The organism is Ruegeria sp. CDSA089 (assembly GCF_059612205.1).
On sequence record NZ_JBXWQD010000005.1, the window covers coordinates 347,153 to 370,191 of the forward strand.

The window sequence follows — 23,039 nt, forward strand, 5'->3', positions numbered from 1 at the left end:
GTGTCCTGTCGCTTTGCCTTCATTCGTTTCTTGTCAATTTCACGACCGCAATGGACGCGTTGTCCTGATCGGGGTCGCCTTTATCCCGAAGCGCCTGCCAAAGCGCGTCGGCTATATCCTGTGCCAAGTCACCCGATTGGGCCTGAACTATGGCCTCGATCTCAGCATCGCTGAGATATTGCAGCCCATCGCTGCCCGCGATCAAAACATCCGACGCAGTCAAAGCGACGGGGTGTTCGGGACAATCCACTTTTGGGATCGCCGCGCCCATGATGACCGAGGTCAGTTGGTTGCGATCCGGGTGCGTATGCGCTTCGTCCTGCGTCAGCTTGCCCTCGGCGCATTGCGCGTCGATGATCGGCGCCATCGAATGATCTTCGTTGATCTGGCGCAGCGCTCCGTCGCGGAACAGGTACAAAGGGCTGTCCCCGATCGATATCCAATAGACGTCCGACCCCATCAGAAGAGTACCCAACAGGGTCGAGCCCATGTTGAAACCATCACCCTGTTCTTCGGAATGCTGCGCGATCAGCGCATTTGCCTGCATTGCCGCCAAGGGCAGGGCGTCGATCAGGGCGGGCTTCGATGGCGCACCCGTTTCCAGTTCAGGGTCCAGCGCACCCCGCCAGGCTTTGATCACAAGCTCGGATGCGATGTCACCTGCCGCATGCCCGCCCATGCCATCAGCAACCACGATATACCCAGCATTCGCCACATCGAACATGCGCGCGGCGACCGCGTCTTCTTGCGTGTCGCGCCGACCCTGATCGAGGATCAGCGCAATGTCATATGCCGGGGTCGCCAGCATCTATCAGGCATCCCGCCAGTCGAAATTGTCACCGCAGAATTCTGCAAACCGGATCGAGGTTTCGCTGATGCGGATCAAATCGCCGCTGGCCAGCGCCACGGTGCTGAGAACGGGTTTACCGTTCAGACGTACCAGATTGGCCTTGCCACCGTGACCCAGATAGCATTTGCGATCTTCAGGGTCATAGGCAATCACAGCGTGGTTGCTGCGCGAAATTCCAGTGTCGCCGAAATCAAGCTGGATCGCCTGATCGTCATTGCGACCAATCTGCATCAGCCCTTCGGTCAGAGTAATGCACGCGCCGCGACCGGGGCCACCGGTTACAACCAGCCAACCGACCGGAAAGGTCTGCTGTGCAGTCTCGGTTTTGGCGACGGGCTCGGCGGTTTCCATCAGGTCCTGAACATGGGTGTCGGCTCGCTCAAACCCCAGGAAGGTGGTTTTGACACGACCACGACGATCCGACTGGGCCGGTTGCGCGGCGGACGGTGTTTCCGCCATCTGCGCCGCCGGAGCATTGGGCAGTGGTTCAGGTTGCAGGTCCACAGCCTCCACGATCTCGGCCACCGACTCGGGCGCAGGATCTTCCGCGACGACTTCGATCACAGGATCGGCCGGCGTCGTATCAAACAGGTTACTGTCTTCTTCTTCGGCCTCGTCAACCTCTTCGTCCGATGCAACGTGCAACGTCACAATCGGGTCTTCTTCGGCAATCTCTTCCTCGGCGGCGGGCTCTTCGGTCGGCTCAAGGACGTCCACAACATCCGCAAGGATTGCCGCATCATCGGTTTCAGCGCTGTCTTCGGCATCGGCCTCGGAGAAGTCCGGCATCTCGGCTTCGGGGATCAGGTCCTCAGCCTCATCGTAGCTGTCCGACGCTGGCATGTTGTTTCCAGCAAGCGCCACGCGCAGTGCGTTGAAATCTGCAATCGGCTCGGGCTTGTCTTCGCTGGTTTCAGCGATGTCTTCCGCCTCGGCTTCTTTCGGTTTGCCGGCACCTTCGAGAAGCCGGCTGAGAGGGCTTTTATATTTGAACATGGTGACGACACCTTTGTTTCTTGGCACGGGGCACTGCCCCGCTGGGCTTCTACTCACCCCTTCGCAGATCACGCAGAGGCACTGATGATGGAAAACAAACGTCACTGGTACTTTCCGCGACGGGCCGGTTCCCGTCGGGGTCACTCCACTGTCGTGACCCTCAGCAAACACACACTGGCGGATTACAAACGAACCGGTCTGATTACTCCTGCGTCAACTGCATGGTGGCATCTGCTTCGGTACCGTTCCGTAGAACGTTCAACTGGGCTTCAGCTTGTCCTTCGGACACAAGATCAGCCAGCATGGAATCCAGGCTTTCCGGCCCGTCGATGGCCAGCCCCGTCTGCGCCTCTGAGATCAGGATATCGCCCGCCTGCAGGCTACCAGCGGTTGCGGCGGGAACGCTTTTGACCACGGTTTGCCATCCGGTACCGCCACTGTTGCGAACTGTGAAGCCATAGCCGTTGTCCAGCCCCACCATGCGCATGGTGGGCAGAGCCAACAGGCCGTTCTGCGCGCGGGTCTGACCCAGCGGGCGATAGCGCGCGGTGATGCGGGTATAGCCGTCAGGATCCACGTTGAGATCATTGAGAACCTGAGCCGCAAAGCTGGTGTCGGCCTCGATCGGTTCGCCATTCAGGGTGTAGATCGCGGCCCCACGCTGCACCCAATCTCCGATCACGGACATGTCCAGCGCCGGATCAACACTAGTCACAGCAATGACGCTGCCGGTCGATGCGCGCCGTTTCGAGGTCTGGAACGGAATTTCAACGTCCCAATGGGAAAACGCCACCTGTTGCTCGGCCAAAGTGACCGGAGTTGCAGGCTCAACCGGGTCTTCCGCGACAGTTTCGGTCGCATCTTCAGCGGGAAGGTCGGCTGCCGGGGCTTCTAGCCCTTCTGTGGCAGCCGTTTCGGCCAGGGTCTGCTCGACAGGTTCTGGCACTGCTTCCGCCTGCTTGGGTGACGTCGGTTCGCCAGCGTAAACCTCGGGTGAGGTCAGCTCTGGCGCGATGTCTTGCGGTTCGGTGGTCGCGGTCAACTCAACAGGGGCCGTGTCTTGCAGCACGGCCAGCTCGGGTGGTTCGACCGGTTCAATCTCGGCAGGAGTTTCGTCAAGGGCTAGGTCCTGAGTTGCAGGCGCGTCCTGACCCGACATCACGAAAAATCCACCTGCGGCGGCGGCCGCGATGACGACTACGGCAGCAGCAATCAGTTTTCCACTACCACCCGAGCCGCTTTTGACCACGGTATCAACGGCGACCGGGGGTTCCTCAGGCGCGGTGAATGTGGCCAGTTCCTCTTCTTTCTTGTCCTCATGACCCAAAACGATATCCGGGTTGCCTGCCAGCAGTGCGGTCACCACTGCCTCGGCGTTTTCGCTTTCTGCTTTGATCCGGGCTTTCTCGGCCTCTTCATCCTTGCGATCCATCCCGACAATGACCGAGATGGGACGGTGAGCGAAGGTATCGAACATTACGCCAGGCCCACGGAACATCCGCAGCCAGTCCAGCGCGCTTTGCAGACGATCGGTTGCGTGCACCTCCATCGCCTTGTCAATCGCTTCAAGGAACCCATCGGGGTATCCATCATACCGACCTGTCAGAGGCTGATAGGGATCATCCTGCCCGTTATTGAAGGCAGTCAGCCGCGTCTGACCATCAATGGGGCGTTCGCCACTGATGGCATGGTAAAGCGTTGCCGCCAGAACATAGAGGTCGCTGCTTGGGCCTTGTTCGGCCCCCCGCACATAGAATTCATGCGGCGAATACCCGTCCTTGATCACACGCAGGGTCAACAGCGCCGCCGATTGATTGGCCGCCTGATCCCGCGCCGCACCGAAGTCAATCAGTTCGGGCTCACCATGTTCGTTGATCAGAATGTTATCGGGCGAGATATCCCGGTGCAGCATCCCGCTTTGATGGATGAAGGACACGGCCGACAGCATCTTTTCGGTGACCTGCACGATGAAATCGGGACCGGCATCATTCTCGGGGTTTTCAACATAATCCAGCAGGTCGCAGCCTTTGATGAAATCCATCGCGATATAGGCTGTGTCATTGTCCTCAAACACCTGATGAACGTCGACAATGTTGGGGTGCACCAGCCGCGCATGGTTGCGGGCTTCCAAAATAAACAGGTCAATGATCGAGCGCAGGTCGTCCTTGTAGGAAGGATCGATTGGTTCGACCATATCGCCGTTGCGATGACACAGGGCGCCGGGGAAGCATTCCTTGATAACCACGTCGCGTTCCAGACTGTCGCGCGCCAAATAGGTGATGCCAAAACCGCCATTGCTGAGAAACCGCAGGATTTCATACTGCCCGCGCAACAGCTTTGCACCGGGTGCCAGGCCTTCAATTTTGGGTTCGTCATGCGTCGTATCGACAGCCTGATTGTGGCTCATTTCTTTCCGCCCGTTCTAAACATTTTGCGGTTCGTGTTCGGGTAAACTGCCCGTCAACTCACGACCAAACACAACCGCAGGACACTTAAGAACGTTAGACGTTTCAAATTTGACTTTATTGGGGCCGCCTCATGGCTTCACTGAGAACCAAATCTTCGCGAATCGCATATATTGTTTCCCACACGACTAACGACGCAATATATAGTCTAACTCCCGCAAGAAATTGCGGACTGAACGCAGGATTTAGGATGATTGTTGCGCGATTCCGAAACAATAAGCGCGCGATTCTTGACAACTCGAATCGCGCCCTGCGGCGCGATTCAAATGCGATATGACCTCAGGTTCCGGTTTTTGTGTGAACGGGCTCTGCGCGACTTCCGGCCCAGGCAAGGCAGTCACTCAGCTGTGTGAGGATACTGACGGCATCCCTAAGCGGCCCGGTCCCGGTTTCGAATTGCAGCAACAACAGCAGGTCAGTCGCCTTTTCAAACTCGGCTGGAATCCAATCGGCTGACGGATCAATCTCACCACCCTGTTCCAGACGCTCGGCAAAATCTTCGACAATCTCCTGACAGCTGCTCAGAAAACTGCTGGGCTCCATATCCGAGGAATCACGTAAGTCCTCATAGATGCTGGCGATAGCAGCCAACCAATCTTCGAGGATCGGGTTTTCCAACGGAGGCAACGCAGCCTCAAGCGGGGCCTGAACCGAGGGCGACGCGACAGGTGCAGGCTGGTCGAGGGTCAAACTGTCGAGGAAGGGCAGAAACTCGCGTTCCAGCGCATCCCGCGCGGCCTTCAGATCTCCCAGCCGCCGGTCCGAGGCGATTTGCAATACTTGCTCAGCAAGGTTCTGACCACCACAGCTCTGCCACAGGGCAAAATCGGGCTCGGGCTCTTGCGCCATGGCTTTGACGGCAACCGGCGTTCCAATCGGCACGACCGCCCGGAACATATCGCCTTTTTCCTTGTTCAACCGGGCCAGGACCCGATCCAGCGCGTCATGAACCGGCGGAAGGTCCGTATGTGTGATGGCCAGCAGGCTGTTTGCACGCAATTCGGGCGGGACTTTAGACCACAAATGCCGCTCTGACTCGCGCCAGGCGCTGGTGCCATTGGTGCACCAGATGGCGCAATCGACATATTGCAACAAATCCAGCGCAGTTTTCGACGCGTCATCAAGCGACCCCGTACCAGGCAGGTCAAACAGGGAAATTTCCTTCAAAGCGGGGGTATTTAGCCCAACCGAGATGAAATCAGGCTTGTCTGCCGCTGCCTTTTCCAAAACGATGCCAGAATAGACCTTGGGTTCCTTGTCCCACCAGCCCACCGTAGTTTCCGGCTCATCCGCATAGGCCACGATCACCAAGGGCAATTTAAGATGCTGTGGTCCGGTTGGCAGGATATCGGCCCCTGCCAACATATTGGCGAGGCTCGACTTGCCAGCTCCAAACTCCCCAACAAACCCAATGTTGATCGCATTCGACAGCCGCTCGGCATGGCTCAATGCACGCGCGCGCATGTCATCCAGAGAATCGTCGGATGGTAGTTTTTCAGTCGCGGTCAGGAAACGCTCGAGTTGGCGTACTTCCTGTTCGGTCCCTGGAAATTCGATCATTCCGCAGCCTTTGGTATTTCAATTTCTGATTGGCCCGGTCCGTAGACAGCACCCAGTTCATCCGCAATCCGTTGCGCGGTGTTAAAGGCAGTTTGCGCCTCGGTCCGTTCGTTGGTCTCACCACTTCCAGCGCGATGCTCAAGGTGTCCTGCCAGAAGGGCCAGATAGTGGTCGAGCACTGTGTTCAAACGCCCCAGCAGGTTTTCACGGGCCGTGTCGACAAGATCGTCGCCAATCATTTCGAATTCCTGAACGATCATGCGTTCCGCCCGATTGACCACGCTTTTGCGCGAGATCAGGCGCGACAACCATGTCACGCGCAGTTCCACAGTGATGCCACGCGTCAAGGCCGTCGTATCAGGGCGGAACCAGCGAACCGCGCTGGTGTTCATCCGGTTGTCCCCGGAGTCCTGCCAGCCCGGCAGGGACCGCAACGCCGCATTGCTTTGCATGTCAACCGCATAAAGCTCGCTCAGCATACGCTGGCGGACAACTTGGGTTGCGCCTTGCACCAGCTCTCTCATCCGATCACGCAAGGGGCCAAAGTTCAGCTCTGTCTCGCCCCCTTTGGCCAACAGCGGAGAATCTCCGTTCGGGCCACGCACCACGTCCGATACGGCCTCGGCCACGGTATCGTCCATGACACCACGCAGGTTGGCCAAAACGTCATCCATATCCTTGACGATCATCTCGGTCTTGTCTTGAACCAGCGCGCGCAGGTCGGCCAGAGTCTTGTCGTTTTCGCTGGGGTCATCCGCCCCGTCTGCGCCCTGATCCTCGATCGCGCGCAGATGCGCCTTGGTGCGGTCAAGCTCACCCTGCGCAAAGCTGTTGAGGTGTTGCCACGCCATTTGCATCTGCTCGTTGCGCGGCCCATCTGCCAGGGCGCGGGTCACATGGCGACGCAAATCCGGCAGGCCCGAGGCGATCATGGCCGCAAAACGCAGAACGCCCTCGCGGCTAATCGGGCCGGGGCCTTGCTTGATCTCTTCGACACCGTCCAGATATTGCTTCATCTGCTCGGGGTGGGCACGTAGCCAGGCCAGAACATCGTCATGGTTCACGCCGGTTTCATCGCCGGTCAATGCGTAGTGCGCCCATTGCGCACTGCCCATGAGAACGTCGATATCCGAATTCCCAAGCGCTTTTTCCAACCCGTCCATTACATCAGCGCGGACTTTGGTCGCGTCATCTGCACCCCCACCCAGCTCATCGACACGGTTGATGAAAACCACAATCTGGCCCAGCTCCAACGCCTGCATAAGACGGAACAGCTTGAGGTCCGCCCGCGAAAGCGCCTGATGCGCCGACAGGACAACCACGAAGAAATCGCTTTCCTTGAGATACTGGCGTGAGATTTCCTCGCGGATCAGCAGCGGGTCATTGACGCCCGGCGTGTCTGTCACAGTGATCGGGAACGGGAAATGGCCAATGTCGAAATATACCTCGGCCTTGCGGGTGATGTCGCTGTAAAGCCCGCGATCGGAACCGGGATCAAGCGTGCCATCCTCGGACGGCTCATCACCGGCGCAGACATAGCGCGCCAGATCGTCAGATGTCAGATGATCCAGATCGTGATGCTGGCCCAGAAGCTGCGTATAGCTTTCGCCCAACCGCAGCTTGGCGCGCGTTTTCATCGCCTCGACCTGCTGTTCGATCATCTCGCGCTTATAACTGTCCTCGTCATCGGGGAACATGTTGCGCAGTTCTTCGCCCTCTGCGATCAGGGCTTGCCATTGGCGATTGTCGAAAAAGTGGAACTCGGCGCCCTCTGTCCGACCCGAAGGATGGCCGAAATGCATGTCAGTAATCACGGTCGTCCACGGGTTGACGTCCGACGGCAAATACTCGGCCTGACCAGTGAAGCCATTGATCAGGCGCGATTTCCCGGCCTTGATCTGACCCACAAAGGCGATCGAGGGCTTGAGGTTCGACAGATCTCCCACGATGCGCGAGATAAACTGACGTGTTTCGTCATTGCTGACCTCGTTCAGGTCTTCGGCGATGCGGATCAACTCGCGGCGATTACTCTCACTCATAACACTTACCCTGGTCACACTTGTTCACTGATGGGATTCTTGGAAAATTTGAATGGTTGGGGCGCGATCATTCGTCCGTCCCCTTTAACGCAGCCCATACTCCCACAACAGCACCCAGCCTGCGCGCCTCGTGGGTCACGACCGAGACCTTTTCACCGTCATGCAGAACGGCCAGCCCGGTGCCTTTGCCGCCTGAGGGACGCATGACGATTAGCTGCGGATAATCCAGATCTGCGTGGGTATCCTTGTCCCAACCCGCCAGATCACGCGCGAAACTCTGCATCAGGTCCTGACTTACATGCACGGAACCGTCGGCAGCACAATCGCCCGCGGTGGACATGAGGGTCCCGTCCTTGGCCGAAGCCAACACGCGACCCAATCCGAACCGGTCAGACCCGTCATAGAACAGATCGGCCAAGCCCTGCGTTTCCTCTGCCTTTGGCGCATCTGGCACCAGCGACACCACTGGTTCAGCAGACAATTCAATCGCTTTGCAGCATTTGGAAATCTCGCTGAACGTGATCCCGACATCATCTGCATCCAGCGTTGTATCAGGTTGCAAGGACACAAGCTCCAGCGGGGCAGGGGCAGTGGCAATGTCACTGACAAGCTGCGCCAGGCGGTCAGCCAACTCTTCCCTCGATGTTGTTTCAAAATCAGGGGCAACCCCGTCGCTCACGCAGAAAACATCTGTGACGCGCGAGCTGTTGACCTCAATCGCGAGGCAGTCACCATTGGCTGCCGTAAACTCCAACCTGCGGGGCAAAACGGTTCCGCGAATAGCGCGCAAAACCTGATCACGCCGATCCTGAGCCGTTGTTCCTGTCAAGGTTACCGCTGGATTCACCCGCGCGACAACGCTGCGCCCGATATTCTCGAGCATGTCGAGTATGTTCGCGTCGATCATGCCGTGACCCCCTCTGGTCCCGCTTATACCGCAGCCGCAACCGGCCCGCGGGTTAGGTGTGATTTCGTTAGCGCAAGGCCCAGATTGGCGCTGCTGCGGCAGATGTAGCAGAGCACATGGTCCGGATAGGCCTTGGTACGCAGGAAGATGTTCAAACGGTCTTTCGAGAACACCGCAATTTCACCAAATCCAGTCGGTTCATTCGCATCCTCGCCGGCCTCGCGCAGCAGTGCTTCGAACCCCTTTACACCACGCCCCTGAAACAGGTTGGCAACCGCGATCGCGAGCGTATCCAGAATCTCTGCATCGTTTGGGTCCGGCGTGACCGAGCCCAACAACATCCCCGTCTCCATATCGACATACCCGGCTGCGATGCAGTCGGGTATTGTGCTCATGGCGGCATTCAAAGCGGCTTCGATAGGCATCTGAACGTCTACTTTCTACCTGCCGGTCGGTTACAGAACATGCCACTCGGCCCCGCCGGATTTGTTGCTTTTGGCAAGCGAAGACATGTCCTGCTTAGATTTGCGGGCGCTGTGTTCTGCCGCGATCTGGTCAAACTCGACCAGGAAGGACTGGAACATAGCTTTCAGGCCGTCCGCATCCTGAGGCAGGTCCTCGTTTTCGGTAATGTCGCGCCACATCGCGGCCGCACTCAGCGGTGATCCGGCGGGCACATTCAGCAGATCTTCCAGCTTTTCGGGCTGCGCGTCGCTGTCGGTCCGTTTGGCACCGGTGAGAGGGACAACCTGAATGTCGATCAGGCTGTTGCTTTCGGGCTCAGGCTCGAACTCATCCTCGGCGCTTTCGGGTTGTTCGGCCATCAACGCGGCAATGGACGAAACGGAACCTTCTGCGCTAATTTCCGGAGCCGAAGTATCCTCAACCTCGGGCTGTTCTGGAGTTGAAGCCAGTTTTTCCTCAAGCGCATCGACAAATGTTTCCTCGTCCGAGTCAACTGGAGTTTCGAATGCAGCAACTTCCTGTTCGAACGCATCAACCTCGGTGTCGTCGCTCTCCGCTCCAGCGGACATTTCTGTCAACGTCACTTCGGGCTCTTCGGCGTCCCGGAAGAAGGATCGCAGGTCTTCCTCCTGTGCGTCCTCGGGCGAGTTCGTCATCTCCGCACGCATCCGTTCCGCTTCGTCCGCGTCGATCCGAGGCGCGCGATCCGCGTCGTCCTTGCGAAGTTCCACTCGGGCGGGGCGAACCGGGAAGGATGTCACAACATCCTCGGCATCCGAGACATCAACCGGGTCTACCAGCTTCAGTGGTGCGCGCGCACCGTTGGCATCGGGGCGCAAAGCGTTCATGTCAGGCGCGCCGGTCAGGCTGTCATCAATCTGGTATCTGGCCAACTGATGGGCCCGGTTGTCCATGATCTGTTCGGTGATCTCAAGAAAACTGTCCACCATCTTGCCACCGCCACTGCGCGCCCATTGCTCGGCATCGCCGCTTTTGTCACGTGCCATAATCGCATCGCGGGCCGAGAACAGAATGGAACGGTTGAACAGATGCCCAGCCTCACGGTTGACCCGGCGCAAAACTTTCTGGCGGTCCTTTGCGTCCAAAACATCTGCCCGCGTGACCAGCAACAGTGAATTGTGCTGCAACCGCTCTGGCAAAGACACCCATGTCGCGCGTTCAGTCTCGCGCCAGGCTTGCGTTGCATGGGTACACCACAACACGCCATTCGCCTGACCCACAGCACGCCGCCAGACATCATCCGAGATCTTCGGATCCGAGATACCGGGCGTGTCGATCAGATCGACAGCTTCCAGAATATCCGATTGCAGGAAAATCCGAACGAACTGAGCGTCGTTGACCCCGACCGATTCAAGCTGATCCAATCCGATTGTGTCCCGGGACCCATCCGGTCGTTGGACATAGGCGGACTGCTTACCCCAGCTAAACCACACGGGCGGAAGTTGGGTGGCGGTGACCTGCGTCGGCAAAGCGTCCGAGCGCAGCAGGAAGTTCATCAGCGTCGATTTGCCTGCGCTGAACTCTCCCATTAGCGCGAAAACGGGTTTGCGCCGGGACCAGTTTTCAATGCGCTCCCAAGCCTTGGTTGAAACGAAGCGGGTTTGTGAATCTTTTGCCATGTCGCTACTTATGCTGCCTCGTTGCTTAGATCTTTCAGGATGTCGCCCAGGATATCGTCGCGCGATTTCTGCGGGGCCATGCCCGCCATCAGCGCATTCCGGGATGCGTCGGTCTCGGCGGTGGCCGATATGTTCAGCAATGTCTCTTTCTGCTCGCGCAGGAAGTCAGACAAAACAGCACGCACGTTTTCCAACACCGCCGCGATCTGGTTTTCTTCGATATCCTTCGTTATCGAGCTTGCTTCGGACGCAATCAGGCGGGTGTAGTCTGCGGCGTAAGCCTCGAACCCTTTGCGGCGTTGCCACCAGCGGCGCCACCACGTGCTTTGCAAATCCAGCGCAATCGTGCGCCCGATGCCCAACGGGGGCGGGACACGCGGCACAATTGGTGCTTCGATTGCGAACTCGCCAAGATGATTACCCAGCAGCTTATGATAGAGGGCTTCAACATCCGCCGCAGCAGCACTGTAAAGCGCACCAGCCTCTTTACGCATCGCGCGGGCAAAGCTGAAATAGGCCGCCTTTTGCAAGGTCCGCAGTCCGGCGGGATCGTATTGCCAAGTGCCTTCTTCGCCATTCTCTTCCAGATGCGCAATCAAGGAATCCGTCGCGCGTTTGACAAAGTTCTTTTCGGCCGAGTTCAGGCGCTCCAGCACTTTTTCCCGCAGGGATGTGGTCAGCACAGCGGCCTTTTTGTCATATTCCGCAATAACGGTCGCAATGGCCTGCTCAGGAGAGACACCGTCGAGGTCACGCACCACACCATCACCATCTGACAGTTTCTTGGCTACGGCAGTTGCGCGGATTTGGCTGGCAATGTTGCGCGCTTTGTGGCGCACACGGTCCAACAGGCGGGTGCCTGCGCCTTCGGCGATCCGTTCGTTCATCGCCAACAGCAGATCGGGCAGGCCTGAAAGCGCCCAGATCTTGTCCAGCGAGGGGGCCTGATCGCCAAACCCTGCAGCCAAATAGAAGGTGTTCAGTGCCTGCCGCGATTCCTCGTTCATGATGTCAGGATTACCGGTCAGTGCGGCCTCGGCCCAAAGTGCGCTGCCAAACACGACGCTGGTATTGCCATCGATATTGTTCTGTTTCAGCGTGTCCTGAATACGGTCGCGGATTTCGGGCACCTGATTGACCGGATCGGCCAGTTCATCAATTCGGTTCACGAACAGGATGATTTGGCGGTTCTCGAACTGCGCGATGATGCGCATCAGTGCCATATCCATCGTGGTCAGCGCCTGACTTGCCGCCAGTACGACCACGCAAACCTCGGACCCGCGCAGACTGCGCAAGGTGATTTGCTCCCGCACCATGAAGGTATCGTTGACGCCGGGCGTGTCACACAGTCTGAGCGAAATCGGGTATTGCGGGATGTCCATGAACAGTTCCGCAGACTTCGTCACATCGGCAAATCGCCCAGTCTTTGGATTGATATCCGGGTCATCCTCATCCCCGAGGCAAACATAGCGCTGGATCAGTTCTTCGTCGAAATAATCGTATTGGTGGCTCTGGCCCAGGATCAGGTCGAAATGCTTGCCCAGACGATCTTCCGACTTGGCCTTCATCTCGCCGATTTGGCGGCGGATATCGTCCATCTCGTCATCGGCCCCGGCGCGATTAGCCAATTCACCCAGACGGCCACCGCCGACCATTAGGTTGTCCCATTCTTCCTGTTCGAAGAAAGTAAACTTGGCCTTTTTGTCGCCCTCAGTCCGGGTGTTGATGTTCAGCGTCGTCACCACCGAAGTCCACGGGTTCACATCCGAAGGCAAAAGGGCAGGGCGCCCGGCCAGGATATTCACGATCGAGGATTTCCCTGCCTTGACCTGTCCCACAAGCGTGACGCTGGCGGTGAAGTTCTCCATCCGCGTTTTCAGCGTCGCAAGACGCGCCGAGGAGCGCGCATCCGCCACCTCTGTCAGCTGGTCGATCTGCGTGGTCAAAGCCGTCATGGCCGAGGTCATCGGCGTCAGAGCTTCGTTGCCAACGGACAAAAGGTGATCGTTACGCGCCATGGTTAACCTCCGGTTCCTGTAGCGGCGATGGGATGGTCTATCTGGTCGTGCTGCACGCTGGTCAGCGTGTCGATCCGCGCGATCAGGTTCAGTGCATTGCCCAGAATGGCAGCCTCGGCCGAGGGCGAAATCTTTTCATAAGCCCCGGAATCGGCCAGCACTTCGATCGAGCTGAAACTGTCACTGTTTTCCAGACAGGCCAGACGACGGCCCGTGGGGAAACCTGCGGCTTTGGTTTCGGGCAGCGGCATGCGGGAATTGGCCAACAGATAGTGCCCCCCCGAATGTGTGCGCAACGAAATGCCAAAACCCGTATTCGGATGATCCCGGTTCAGGGATTTCAGTTCGCCCAGAAAACTTTCCCGTGCAAGGCCAACGGCATCTTGCTCGGTCACAGCTGAATTCATCATGTTGGTCACGTTTTCGACCCTTTTTCTGGAGTTGAGCAAAAGCTCTTCAACAACGCCCGGAGGCAAAAAGACTCATCTGGTCCCAGCGCCCATCAACCATCTGCAAGGGGGTCTTAATTTGACGCGAATAAGATTTTTTGGCGTTTGAAATGTGGCGCAATTATGTTTCTTGTTTATATACAATATCTTAGCGATAATTTTTGTGCGACCGCAGGCGACAATAATGCACTCAACCACCAAGCTGTCCACGCGAGCAAGCGGCGAACGCTGCCGGCCCGTGATTACGACGTGATCCGACCAGCCGAATTTATTGACCTGAGTCGAAATTTCCCTCTCGCACTTGGGTTCAAGCTTTGCTATTTGGCCCTCAGTCTGGCACGAGATGCCACGATGCGGGTGTGGCGAAATTGGTAGACGCACCAGATTTAGGTTCTGGCGCCGCAAGGCGTGGGGGTTCAAGTCCCTCCACCCGCACCATTTCTTTCTAAAGTTTTTGTTGGAATGGAACCGGTTTCCGCGCCCCAATAACTGGGACGACGGTTCGCTTGGTGAGGCTTAGATAAAGCCATGTCGACCGATCAAAGGATTTCGATCCGGCCTTTCATATGAGGGTGAAACTCGCAAAAATAGGACTGTTCCATCCCTTCCGTGACCTGAATTTCACCGCTTGCGTCTTTCACAAGCTCAAACGTGTCCCAACTGCGATCATCTGCGGTCGCTGTATGGGGCGCGATATCCAGATTGACCCATTTGATCCTATCCCCCGGACGAACCTGTATGTGATCGGGTTCAAACTTGAAGCGACGGATTTGGATTTCATGCGTCTTTGAGGCATTCTCTGCACTTCCCCGCGATGCCAAAACGGCTGCCGAAGCAGCCGCTCCGGTCACGACGAATCGACGTGACACAGGTTTGCACATCAGTTCAGAGACTCGACCATCATTTCCGCATGACCTTCATGCGCTTTGAAAATCTCAAGGCCCTGCTCGAACAGCGCCTTAACCTCGGCATTGTCGATATTGGGGATCATGGTGTTCTCAACCAGCTCGTTGACGGCCTGATGATACGCCAGTTCATTGGCCGCATAGGCCTTGTCGAACTCGGCACCACGCAGCTGCGACAGATTGTTGATGATCTCTTCCGCGTTGGAATTCAATGTCTGGCTGAATGCATTGTCCTGCGCCGATGCACCCAACTTGTCCAGCAGTCCCAGCGCCGCTGCGTTAACGGCGGTATGATCCCGGATCATCGTATTGGCAAACTCGTGGATGTCGGGATTTTCCGACAGCGCCAGAGCCAGATGCGCATAGCGAATGTCAATGTTGTCAGCAGTATAGGCGATATGCGCGTATTCCAGGTCGCTCATATCAGCAACGTCCCGCGCCGAAGCAGCGGTTACGACAGCCAGCGAAATGGCGAAAGTGGCGAGGAATCTTTTCATGACGGATCTCCGTTGGATTGGACTGATGCGCCCAGTATCCCCAACGATGATCAAGACCACATACTCAGCCGTTCAAAATCCAGCACAGATCGTTCAGATTTCGGAACGCGCGCGCAAATGTGAGCCGGGATTGGCAAGTCAGACCGCCCAAACCCACAGAAAAGTGACCAAAACGCGCGGCGCTGTTTGGGATCAGGCAGCGCCGCGCGAGGCAAGCAGATCAAGCGGCTGCGATCTGCTTTGCTTTTTCGACCATGACTTCGGCCTGCCGGATCGAAGCATAGTCAATCAGGCGACCATCCAGCGATACGGCCCCTTTCCCGGCAGTCTCGGCCTCGGCCATGGCGACCAGAATGCGCTGTGCTTTGGTGACTTCGGCATCGCTGGGTGACATGACTTCGTTGGCCAGCGCGATCTGGCTGGGGTGGATGGCCCATTTACCCTCGCAGCCCAGAACGGCTGCGCGTTTGGCGGCCGCCTTATAGCCTTCGGGGTCCTGGAAATCGCCGAACGGGCCGTCAATCGGGCGCAGGCCGTTGGCGCGCGCAGCCACGACCATACGCGCTAGCGCATAGTGCCACATGTCGCCCCAATGGGTTGCGCGGGATGCGTCACCATCGGGATCGGTCAGTACGGAATAGTCCGGGTTCACGCCACCAATGATCGTGGTGCGCGCGCGGGTCGAGGCCGCATAGTCAGCCACACCGAAATGAAGGCTTTCGTTGCGTTTCGAGGCGGCCGCAATCTCGCTGACGTTCTGCATGCCCAACGCGGTCTCGATAATGTGCTCGAACCCGATGCGTTTCTTGTACCCCATCGCGTCTTCGATCTGAGTGACCATCATGTCGACCGCATAAACATCTGCTGCGGTGCCGACCTTGGGGATCATGATCAGGTCCAGACGTTCACCCGCCTGTTCGACCACATCGACCACGTCGCGGTACATGTAGTGGGTATCCAGACCATTGATCCGCACGGACATGGTCTTGTTGCCCCAGTCGATGTCATTCAGAGCCTGAATGATGTTCTTGCGGGCCTGTTCCTTTTCGTCGGGCGCAACCGCGTCTTCCAGATCAAGGAAGATCACATCGACATCCGACTGGGCCGCTTTTTCGAACATACTGGGCTGGCTGCCCGGCACGGCGAGTTCGCTGCGGTTCAGGCGCGCGGGGGCCTGTTCGATGGCGTAAAAGCTCATGAGTTTGAATCCTTTGAGAGGTAAAGCGCGTCAGATCACGCGGTCACGGGGTGGGCGGCCTGCAAAGAAGTCGCCCAGATTGTCTAAAACGCGAAAGCCCATAGCCTCGCGCGATTCACGGGTGGCGCTGCCTAAATGCGGCAGCATCACCAGATTGTCGCATTGCAGCAGGTCCGGGCTGATGCGTGGTTCGTCGTCAAACACGTCCAACGCTGCGCCGCCAATCGTGTCGAATGTCAGAGATTGCACCAGCGCGTGCTCGTCCACGACCTCACCGCGGGCGGTGTTGATCAGGAAGGCATCCGGCTTCAACAGATCCAGCCTGCGCCCGTTGATCAGATGCCGGTTCGCAGCACCTCCGGGACAGTGCAGCGAGACGAAATCGCATTGCGGAAGCAGATCGTCCACCGTGTCGACCTGAGTTGCATTGAATTGCTTAAGCGCGTCAGGCGCGACCGCACTGCGGTTCTGTACCAGAATGTTCATACCGAACCCGTGATGCGCCCGGCGGGCCATTTCCTGACCGATGCGGCCAAAACCGATAATGCCCAACGTCTTGCCGCTGACCTTGGTGCCCACAAGATGGGTCGGGCGCCAGCCGGTCCAGCCACCAGCGCGCAGCTCGCGCTCACCTTCACCCGCGCGACGGGCGGCCATCAGCAACAGCGTCATGGCCAGATCGGCGGTGCATTCGGACAGGACGTCCGGCGTGTTGGTCACGGTCATGCCCAGATCACGGGCGGCCGATTCGTTGATATGACTGTAGCCAACGCCATAATTGGCGAGGATTTTGGTTTGCGCGGCGGGCACGTCCAGCGCCTCGGCGCTGAGCGTATCGGTCACAGTGGGCAGAACCGCGTCGTATTTTTTCAGCGCGTCGCGGATCTCGGCCGGGGACATTGGTTTGTCCCCGGTATTCAGCACGGTGTTGTAACTTTCGGCCAGCTGTGCCTCGACGGCAGCGGGCCAGCGACGGGTGACAAGGACCGAAGGTTTGACCATCACGCAGCCCTTCCCATGACACGGGCAATGGTCTCACCGATCACCGCCGGGTTTTCGGCCACGGTCACGCCCGCAGCGGTCAGGATTTCCACCTTCTCGCTGGCGCTTTCGCCAAAGGCCGAAATGATTGCACCCGCATGACCCATGGTTCGGCCCTTCGGCGCGGTCAGACCCGCGACATAAGCCACAACGGGCTTGGTGACGTGATCACGAATATATTCTGCCGCCTCGGCTTCCTGAGGGCCGCCGATCTCGCCGATCATAGCAATAACCTCAGTGTCTTCGTCCTGTTCGAACCGCTCTAGGATATCGCGGAAGGACGAGCCATTGATCGGATCGCCACCGATGCCGACGCTGGTCGACACACCGATGCCACGCTCTTTCAACTGTGCCGCAGCCTCATAGCCCAGCGTACCCGAGCGCCCAATGATGCCCACATTGCCCGGTAGGTAGATATGGCCCGGCATGATCCCCAACAGCGCCTTGCCGGGGCTGATGGTTCCGGCGCAGTTCGGGCCGGTCAGCACCATGCGCTTATCCTTGGGATAGCGGTACATATAGCGCTTGACGCGGATCATGTCTTGCGCCGGGATGCCGTCAGTGATGCAGACGCAATAGCGGATCCCTGCATCTGCGGCCTCCATGATTGAGTCTGCGGCAAACGGGGGCGGCACGAAAACGAGGCTGGCATCGGCGCCGGTGGCCTCGACCGCTTGTTTGACGGTGTCAAAGACGGGCACACCTTCAACGGTTTCGCCACCCTTGCCCGGGACAACACCACCGACGACATTGGTGCCGTACTGCACCATATCCTTAGTGTGCAGGCGCGCCATGCGTCCGGTGATGCCCTGAACGATCACACGGCTATCGCGGTCCAGAAGAATGCTCATTACACAGCCCTCATCTTGGTGTTTTGGGTCAAATCGTTGCGCCATGCGCCCACGGCGCGTTCGGCGGCTTCCATCAGGGTTGTCGCGCGAATGATCGGCAGGCCCGATTTGGCAAGGATTTTCTGGCCTTCTTCAACATTTGTGCCCGCAAGGCGCACGATAACTGGCAGGTCAATCTCAAGCTCGCGCAGCGCCTGCACGACACCTTCGGCCACCCAGTCGCACCGGTTGATACCGGCGAAAATATTGACCAGAACCGCCTGAACATTGTCATCTGACAGAACCAGCCGGAAGGCCTTGGCCACCCGCTCGGGCGAGGCACCTCCACCGATATCCAGAAAGTTCGCAGGCTCGCCACCGGCCAACTTGATCGTGTCCATCGTGGCCATAGCCAGACCGGCGCCGTTCACGATGCAGCCGATATTGCCATCCAGCCCGACATAAGACAGGCCCCGATCCGCCGCGCGGCTTTCGCGCGGGTCTTCCTGACTTTTGTCGCGCAGTTCAGCGATCTGAGGGCGACGGAACAGAGCGTTGTCGTCAAAGCTCATCTTCGCGTCCAGTGCCAACACACGGTCGTCGCCGGTGATGACCAGCGGGTTGATCTCGACCATAGTTGCGTCCAGCTCGCTGAAAGCGGCATAGCAACCCTGCAAGGTGCGGACCATGTGTTGGGTCAGCTTCGGCTCAAGCCCCAATTTAAACGCGATCTCGCGGGCTTGGAATTCCTGCAGGCCCACCGCCGGTTCAACGATCGAGCGCACGATGCTGTCGGGACGCTCGGCCGAGATTTCCTCGATCTCCATCCCGCCTTCGGACGAGGCCACGATCATCACCCGCTGGCTGGACCGATCCAGCACAAAGCCCAGATAAATCTCGCGGTCGATCGGCACGGCAGATTCCACATAGACGCGGTAGATGCCTTTGCCTTCGGGTCCGGTCTGATGCGTGACCAGCTTACGGCCGAACATGTCGTCACAGGCCGCATGGATTTCGCTTTCCGAGTTGCACAGCTTGACGCCCCCGGCCTTGCCACGCCCACCGGCATGGACCTGCGCCTTGACGATCCACTTGTCACCGCCCAGTTCGCGCGCGCGATAAGCGGCCTGTTCGGGGCTGTAGGCCAAGGCCCCCGAAGGGGTCTCGACACCAAATTTCGACAGCAGTTCTTTCGCTTGGTATTCATGGATATCCATCTGCAATCCTCCCGTTCATGCAGTGCGGTCAGGCCGCGATCGACGTGCCGTAGCGGCTTTCCAGCAGGGCCTCGATCGCCTCGAGATCAACAGAGCCACCCATATCCTGCACTGCTTGGCCGAACAGGCGCACGATGTGGCTGATGGCCTGGTGGTTCAGCTGGTTCAGGATGCCAATCCGGACCTGAACAGGCGCGCTGAGCGTCGGCCAGATACCAAAACCCTGTGCCCGACAATTCTGCACCAGCTCCATCTCACGACCGGCCAGTTCCGGCGGCAGGTTCAACACCACAAGGCTGGGCATATCCGACGTCACCTGGCATCCCATCGCAGTCACGGCATCGCGCAGCACGGCCTCGTGCGTTTTGTAGGATTGGGCACGTTTGGCCAGCCCCTCGATCAGGGTCAGGCGCAGGGATTCATGGAAGGCGGCCACGGCATAGCCCGAATGGGTGCGGTGGTAAGTGCCTTTCTCGACATCTTGTCCATCGACGATGCCCCAGTGGCGCGCCTCGAAGATCGGGTTGTGAACGTAGGAATAAGCGCCCGACGTCTTCAATACCTCGATATAAGCGTCGGTAAAGCTGACTGGTGCATAGGTCAGCGGCAGGCAGCACAGGCCTTTTTGCGGACACGACGCCCATCCTGCGACGCCAGGGAAATCGTCAATGCGGAAATCCGACACACCGAGAGACGACACAGCGTCGATCAGGCCCATCGCGCCATGACGTTCGCACGCGTCCGAAAAGCCCTGAATATCGTTCACACGGCCCGAACCGGTTTCCCAGTGCGCCATGAAGGCCCATTTCGGTTTATGCTGCGCCAAAACTTCGTCGACCATCTCGCCGGTGACGGGTTGGCCATGGGGCACCTCAATCACGGTGACGCTGGCAGCTTGCGGGTCCAGCGGGTTTGCTGCGTGCTCGGCCGGGGTGGCGGCTTTGATCCGCAGGGTCAGCGCATCGATGCCCGAGAAGGTGCCGTTGGTAAAGGCGACAACCTTGTCACCCGGCATCACGGCCGAGAACATGGTGTCCAGCCCGCTCCAACCGGTTCCGGCGACAGCGAAAGTATAGGTGTTCTCAGTCCCCCAGATCTGACGCAGCATGTGCTTGCATTCGATCATGCCGCGCAGAACATCGCCCTGCATATGGTCGGCAACACCGGCACTGGCGAATGCCTGCAAAACGCGGGCATCCGTGTTGCCGGGGCCAGGACCCGCAGCAAGTGTTTCAGGGATTTCGAGGGTAGGGTAGATTTGAAATGTCACATTCGATCCTCCAAAACGACCGGGGTTGGGGGCGCCCAGCCAGACGTGTTGAGGGTGAGGAAAATCGAATCTTGCCTCGTCACGCAACGTAACTTACTACTGCCTTTGGATATCTGTTGGGGTGGGTAAGAAACTACCCATTCTGGTAAATATGCCGTTGTATACGGATTTTGATCCTACCCATACGGGTAGTTTTTGTAATTTTTCGAGGAAAATCAATGTCCGATGCCGCCTCACGCCCCATCGACGTCATGCTGGCCAACAACAACCCGCTGGTTCTGTCGGCCATGTCTGAAATATTCGAGCGTGACCCACGATTCTCTCTGGTCGCCACGTCAGCAACGGCCGAAGGGTTTCTGGGTGCCATCATGCGGGTGCCGGTCAAAATCTGCGTGATCTCGTGGAATTTGCCCGTTCTTGGTGCTGCAAAGCTGATCGAGGTCCTGCGCGAACAAGAGAACCCGCCGCGTTTTGTCGTCTATGGCGATGACGGCGGAGAAATCCCCCGATTGGCGATGCAGGCGGGGGCGGCCGGGTTCGCCTCGCGCTCGGGCGAGGTCGAGGGGCTGCTGGAAACCTGCATCGACGTTGCGCGCGGCAAGATGGTGTTCCCATTTATCGACGTGCGCAAAATGCAAAGGGACCCGCTGCAAAGCCTGTCGCGCAAGGAAATTGTAATCCTTGAAGCCTTGGCCAAAGGCTTATCCAACCGTGATCTATCGAAAGAGCTGCAAATTTCGGCCAACACGGTGAAGTTTCACCTGTCCAACATCTACGAAAAGCTCTCGGTCAAGAACCGGGCCCAGGCAATTGCTTTCTACTATTCGTCCAAGACGGCATCGGACTAGCTCTGCTCTTTCACCGGTTCGATCTGGGTGAAAATGGCCGTGCAAATCTGATCCATCTCAAGCGCAAAGAAGTTTTTCGCGGCCGCTTCGTTGGGATGGTAGGGATCCTTGACCAGCCCTTTCTTGTTCAGCCGGAAATACTCTTTGTTACCCTGATTGGCCGCAACGGTTTCCGGCGTCGCCCCCGGCACGAAAGAACAGCGCAGGCCAGAGGTCTCAAACGCCTTCATCAGGTTTTCCTGCGCGCGCAGACGCAGGTCCACGATCTTTTTCTTATAGGCCGGTGCCGTCGTCATGAAGATACAGGGCAAATCCGGCGGCAGCTGGCTTTTCAGGCGCTGCACATCGCGGATCGCGGCCTCGGGGCTGTTGGCCCAACGTTTGGCCGAATTGCCCAGAAATGACATCAGTATCAGCTTTGGGTCATAGTAATCCTCGCGCAGCATCTGCTCCAAAGGCGAGGTCCCCGGCGCGCAGAACTGGTATTCGCGCCCTTGCCCGATCTGGACGAATTTCTTGTCGGAATTGTTGACAAAACCATAGGCACCCGCGTTCACCCGCCATTTCGGATCGACCTTGCAGATCGTGTCCTTTCCAGCCCCCGATCGCGCCGTCCACGCGCTGATCGAGCTGGAACGAACACCAATGACACCCACGCGCATCTTCCCCAAACGTTTCAGATGGCTTTTTTGCTGGGCGTTTGGTTTGCAATGGCTTTTTATGTCGCTGAAAAACTCCAGAAATGCCGGGCCTGACCCGAAAGATATCTGGCTGTCACCGATAATCAAAATCTCGGGCGAGTCGAAAGGTTCCGCCTGCGCTGCAGGCACCATCATCAACGCGCCTATGACAAGGCTCAGTGCTTTTGTCAGAAACTGCATGTTTCCCCCTTTATGCGGTCTCTTTATTCAAGGGCCGAGAATATGGCGTCGCAAAACTCGGTCGTGTTGATCTTTAAAAATTGGCGAATGGCGGCGTTGCTGGGATGATGCGGGTCTTTGACGCGACCGGCATCGTTGCGGCGAAAAAACTTGGGCTTCCCTTCGATTGCCGCACGTGTTTTCGCGTTGAACCCCTCAACCGCAATACACTGCGCATCGGCGCGGTCGAACGCGCGGGCGATGGCGGTTTGCGCTTTCATCCGCTTGTCATTGGTCTTTTTCAGGTAAACCGGTGCGCTGGAGATATAGATACATGCCGTATCTTCAGGCACCTGTGCTAAAGTCCGCCGCACGTCCTCTTCGGCCGCGTCGGGTGAGTTTGCCCATCTGTCCGCAGAATTGCCCAGAAAGGTTAGGATCAGCAGGTCAGGGTCATAGTAGCCATCTGCAAACATCGACTCGAAGGCGGTCTGTTTCGGCTTGCAGAACTGATAGGACTTGCCTTTGCCGATCTGGATGAACACCCGGTCCGGGTTGCCGTCGATGCCGTAGGCGCCTGCATTCACGCCGTATTTCTTGTCAACGTCACAAATGGCACCGCGCGTCGGCCCGCTGGTCGAGGTCCATGATTGAAGCGATGTCGACCGCACCCCGATGGCCGCCGTCTGGCGCGTGCCCAGCTTTTCCAGCAGTTTGGTGCGCTTTTGCGTCATCTCGCAGCGGTTCGGCAATTCCGCAAAGAACCGAACATATTCCTTGCCCGCCCCGAACGAGATCTGGCTATCCCCAAGCACCAGAATATCTGGCTGTGCCGAGGCCGAGTGGCCGCCCAACATCAGCACCGAAACCAGCGCTGCGTTTAGAAATGAAACTATCTTTGTCGTCACGCAGTCACCTTGATCGTGCGGTCAAATTTCAACCCGTTTTCTTACTGATCGGTAAAAGATGGCGTATTGGGCAATG

At 58.0% G+C, this 23,039-nt stretch carries 20 protein-coding genes and 1 tRNA gene; 2 read left to right on the plus strand and 19 right to left on the minus strand.

What is annotated here, in order from left to right; translation table 11 throughout:
- Positions 1–19 precede the first annotated feature (19 nt).
- The 10 genes from AC2FJ6_RS14325 to AC2FJ6_RS14370 form a co-directional block, all read right to left on the minus strand.
- Positions 20–808, minus strand: a complete 789-nt coding sequence (locus AC2FJ6_RS14325) for a PP2C family protein-serine/threonine phosphatase (protein WP_170790014.1) — start codon at positions 806–808, stop codon at positions 20–22.
- Positions 809–811: 3 nt separating this feature from the next.
- On the minus strand, positions 812–1,846 hold the full coding sequence (locus AC2FJ6_RS14330; RefSeq protein WP_486533773.1) for an FHA domain-containing protein: 1,035 nt from the start codon (positions 1,844–1,846) through the stop codon (positions 812–814).
- A gap of 202 nt (positions 1,847–2,048) precedes the next feature.
- Positions 2,049–4,253, minus strand: a complete 2,205-nt coding sequence (locus tag AC2FJ6_RS14335; protein ID WP_496669383.1) for a serine/threonine protein kinase — start codon at positions 4,251–4,253, stop codon at positions 2,049–2,051.
- Between the two features lie 337 nt (positions 4,254–4,590).
- Positions 4,591–5,871: a dynamin family protein gene (locus AC2FJ6_RS14340; RefSeq protein ID WP_496669385.1), complete on the minus strand. Its 1,281-nt coding sequence runs from the start codon at positions 5,869–5,871 to the stop codon at positions 4,591–4,593.
- Positions 5,868–7,910 carry a dynamin family protein gene (locus AC2FJ6_RS14345; protein WP_170773534.1) on the minus strand — a complete coding sequence of 681 codons (2,043 nt, stop codon included), beginning with the start codon at positions 7,908–7,910 and terminating at the stop codon, positions 5,868–5,870. Before AC2FJ6_RS14345 ends, AC2FJ6_RS14340 begins: the two co-directional genes overlap by 4 nt.
- A gap of 67 nt (positions 7,911–7,977) precedes the next feature.
- Positions 7,978–8,817 (minus strand): hypothetical protein, encoded by an 840-nt coding sequence (locus tag AC2FJ6_RS14350; RefSeq protein WP_170773535.1) that lies wholly within the window; start codon positions 8,815–8,817, stop codon positions 7,978–7,980.
- A 23-nt stretch (positions 8,818–8,840) separates the two neighbouring features.
- Positions 8,841–9,242, minus strand: coding sequence for a hypothetical protein (locus AC2FJ6_RS14355; protein WP_170773536.1), 402 nt, complete (start codon positions 9,240–9,242; stop codon positions 8,841–8,843).
- Between the two features lie 30 nt (positions 9,243–9,272).
- Positions 9,273–10,922 carry a dynamin family protein gene (locus AC2FJ6_RS14360; protein WP_170773537.1) on the minus strand — a complete coding sequence of 550 codons (1,650 nt, stop codon included), beginning with the start codon at positions 10,920–10,922 and terminating at the stop codon, positions 9,273–9,275.
- Positions 10,923–10,930: 8 nt separating this feature from the next.
- The gene (locus AC2FJ6_RS14365) at positions 10,931–12,940 is read right to left on the minus strand and encodes a dynamin family protein (protein WP_170773538.1); all 2,010 of its coding nucleotides are present in this window, start codon (positions 12,938–12,940) and stop codon (positions 10,931–10,933) included.
- A 2-nt stretch (positions 12,941–12,942) separates the two neighbouring features.
- Positions 12,943–13,350 (minus strand): hypothetical protein, encoded by a 408-nt coding sequence (locus AC2FJ6_RS14370; protein ID WP_174819453.1) that lies wholly within the window; start codon positions 13,348–13,350, stop codon positions 12,943–12,945.
- Positions 13,351–13,742: 392 nt separating this feature from the next.
- On the opposite strand from AC2FJ6_RS14370, the gene AC2FJ6_RS14375 reads away from it, so the two are divergent.
- Positions 13,743–13,827: transfer RNA gene (locus AC2FJ6_RS14375), tRNA-Leu, on the plus strand.
- Between the two features lie 101 nt (positions 13,828–13,928).
- On the opposite strand, the gene AC2FJ6_RS14380 is transcribed toward AC2FJ6_RS14375, so the two are convergent.
- The 7 genes from AC2FJ6_RS14380 to AC2FJ6_RS14410 all read right to left on the minus strand — a co-directional run bounded on the left by AC2FJ6_RS14380 (position 13,929) and on the right by AC2FJ6_RS14410 (position 20,347).
- Entirely contained in the window at positions 13,929–14,258 is a 330-nt protein-coding gene (locus AC2FJ6_RS14380) for a cupredoxin domain-containing protein (RefSeq protein ID WP_170773540.1), read from the minus strand.
- Positions 14,259–14,269: 11 nt separating this feature from the next.
- Complete coding sequence (locus tag AC2FJ6_RS14385) at positions 14,270–14,791, minus strand: DUF4142 domain-containing protein (protein ID WP_496669387.1); 522 nt, start codon at positions 14,789–14,791, stop codon at positions 14,270–14,272.
- Positions 14,792–15,011: 220 nt separating this feature from the next.
- A complete protein-coding gene (locus AC2FJ6_RS14390) occupies positions 15,012–15,989 on the minus strand; it encodes an HpcH/HpaI aldolase/citrate lyase family protein (RefSeq protein ID WP_480503809.1) in 978 nt (325 codons plus the stop codon).
- 30 nt (positions 15,990–16,019) lie between these two features.
- Complete coding sequence (locus AC2FJ6_RS14395) at positions 16,020–16,991, minus strand: 2-hydroxyacid dehydrogenase (protein WP_496669393.1); 972 nt, start codon at positions 16,989–16,991, stop codon at positions 16,020–16,022.
- Positions 16,991–17,881 carry a succinate--CoA ligase subunit alpha gene (gene sucD / locus AC2FJ6_RS14400; RefSeq protein ID WP_496669389.1) on the minus strand — a complete coding sequence of 297 codons (891 nt, stop codon included), beginning with the start codon at positions 17,879–17,881 and terminating at the stop codon, positions 16,991–16,993. Before sucD ends, AC2FJ6_RS14395 begins: the two co-directional genes overlap by 1 nt.
- Entirely contained in the window at positions 17,881–19,077 is a 1,197-nt protein-coding gene (locus AC2FJ6_RS14405) for a malate--CoA ligase subunit beta (protein WP_170773547.1), read from the minus strand. Before AC2FJ6_RS14405 ends, sucD begins: the two co-directional genes overlap by 1 nt.
- A gap of 28 nt (positions 19,078–19,105) precedes the next feature.
- A complete protein-coding gene (locus tag AC2FJ6_RS14410; RefSeq protein WP_170773549.1) occupies positions 19,106–20,347 on the minus strand; it encodes a pyridoxal-phosphate-dependent aminotransferase family protein in 1,242 nt (413 codons plus the stop codon).
- 218 nt (positions 20,348–20,565) lie between these two features.
- Here AC2FJ6_RS14410 and AC2FJ6_RS14415 point away from each other — a divergent pair, with 218 nt between their 5' ends.
- Entirely contained in the window at positions 20,566–21,195 is a 630-nt protein-coding gene (locus AC2FJ6_RS14415; RefSeq protein WP_170773551.1) for a response regulator transcription factor, read from the plus strand.
- Here the strand turns inward: AC2FJ6_RS14415 and AC2FJ6_RS14420 are convergent.
- Positions 21,192–22,076 carry an SGNH/GDSL hydrolase family protein gene (locus AC2FJ6_RS14420; protein ID WP_170773553.1) on the minus strand — a complete coding sequence of 295 codons (885 nt, stop codon included), beginning with the start codon at positions 22,074–22,076 and terminating at the stop codon, positions 21,192–21,194. The two genes, AC2FJ6_RS14415 and AC2FJ6_RS14420, sit on opposite strands and share 4 nt — an antisense overlap.
- Positions 22,077–22,099: 23 nt before the next feature.
- Positions 22,100–22,963: an SGNH/GDSL hydrolase family protein gene (locus tag AC2FJ6_RS14425; RefSeq protein WP_170773555.1), complete on the minus strand. Its 864-nt coding sequence runs from the start codon at positions 22,961–22,963 to the stop codon at positions 22,100–22,102.
- Positions 22,964–23,039 lie beyond the last annotated feature (76 nt).

Coding starts and splice junctions, on each gene's coding strand:
- AC2FJ6_RS14325 (WP_170790014.1), bottom strand. CDS start 808: ATGCTGGCGACCCCGGCATATGACATTGCGCTGATCCTCGATCAGGGT.
- AC2FJ6_RS14330 (WP_486533773.1), bottom strand. CDS start 1,846: ATGTTCAAATATAAAAGCCCTCTCAGCCGGCTTCTCGAAGGTGCCGGC.
- AC2FJ6_RS14335 (WP_496669383.1), bottom strand. CDS start 4,253: ATGAGCCACAATCAGGCTGTCGATACGACGCATGACGAACCCAAAATT.
- AC2FJ6_RS14340 (WP_496669385.1), bottom strand. CDS start 5,871: ATGATCGAATTTCCAGGGACCGAACAGGAAGTACGCCAACTCGAGCGT.
- AC2FJ6_RS14345 (WP_170773534.1), bottom strand. CDS start 7,910: ATGAGTGAGAGTAATCGCCGCGAGTTGATCCGCATCGCCGAAGACCTG.
- AC2FJ6_RS14350 (WP_170773535.1), bottom strand. CDS start 8,817: ATGATCGACGCGAACATACTCGACATGCTCGAGAATATCGGGCGCAGC.
- AC2FJ6_RS14355 (WP_170773536.1), bottom strand. CDS start 9,242: ATGCCTATCGAAGCCGCTTTGAATGCCGCCATGAGCACAATACCCGAC.
- AC2FJ6_RS14360 (WP_170773537.1), bottom strand. CDS start 10,922: ATGGCAAAAGATTCACAAACCCGCTTCGTTTCAACCAAGGCTTGGGAG.
- AC2FJ6_RS14365 (WP_170773538.1), bottom strand. CDS start 12,940: ATGGCGCGTAACGATCACCTTTTGTCCGTTGGCAACGAAGCTCTGACG.
- AC2FJ6_RS14370 (WP_174819453.1), bottom strand. CDS start 13,350: ATGATGAATTCAGCTGTGACCGAGCAAGATGCCGTTGGCCTTGCACGG.
- AC2FJ6_RS14385 (WP_496669387.1), bottom strand. CDS start 14,791: ATGAAAAGATTCCTCGCCACTTTCGCCATTTCGCTGGCTGTCGTAACC.
- AC2FJ6_RS14390 (WP_480503809.1), bottom strand. CDS start 15,989: ATGAGCTTTTACGCCATCGAACAGGCCCCCGCGCGCCTGAACCGCAGC.
- AC2FJ6_RS14395 (WP_496669393.1), bottom strand. CDS start 16,991: ATGGTCAAACCTTCGGTCCTTGTCACCCGTCGCTGGCCCGCTGCCGTC.
- sucD (WP_496669389.1), bottom strand. CDS start 17,881: ATGAGCATTCTTCTGGACCGCGATAGCCGTGTGATCGTTCAGGGCATC.
- AC2FJ6_RS14405 (WP_170773547.1), bottom strand. CDS start 19,077: ATGGATATCCATGAATACCAAGCGAAAGAACTGCTGTCGAAATTTGGT.
- AC2FJ6_RS14415 (WP_170773551.1), top strand. CDS start 20,566: ATGTCCGATGCCGCCTCACGCCCCATCGACGTCATGCTGGCCAACAAC.
- AC2FJ6_RS14420 (WP_170773553.1), bottom strand. CDS start 22,076: ATGCAGTTTCTGACAAAAGCACTGAGCCTTGTCATAGGCGCGTTGATG.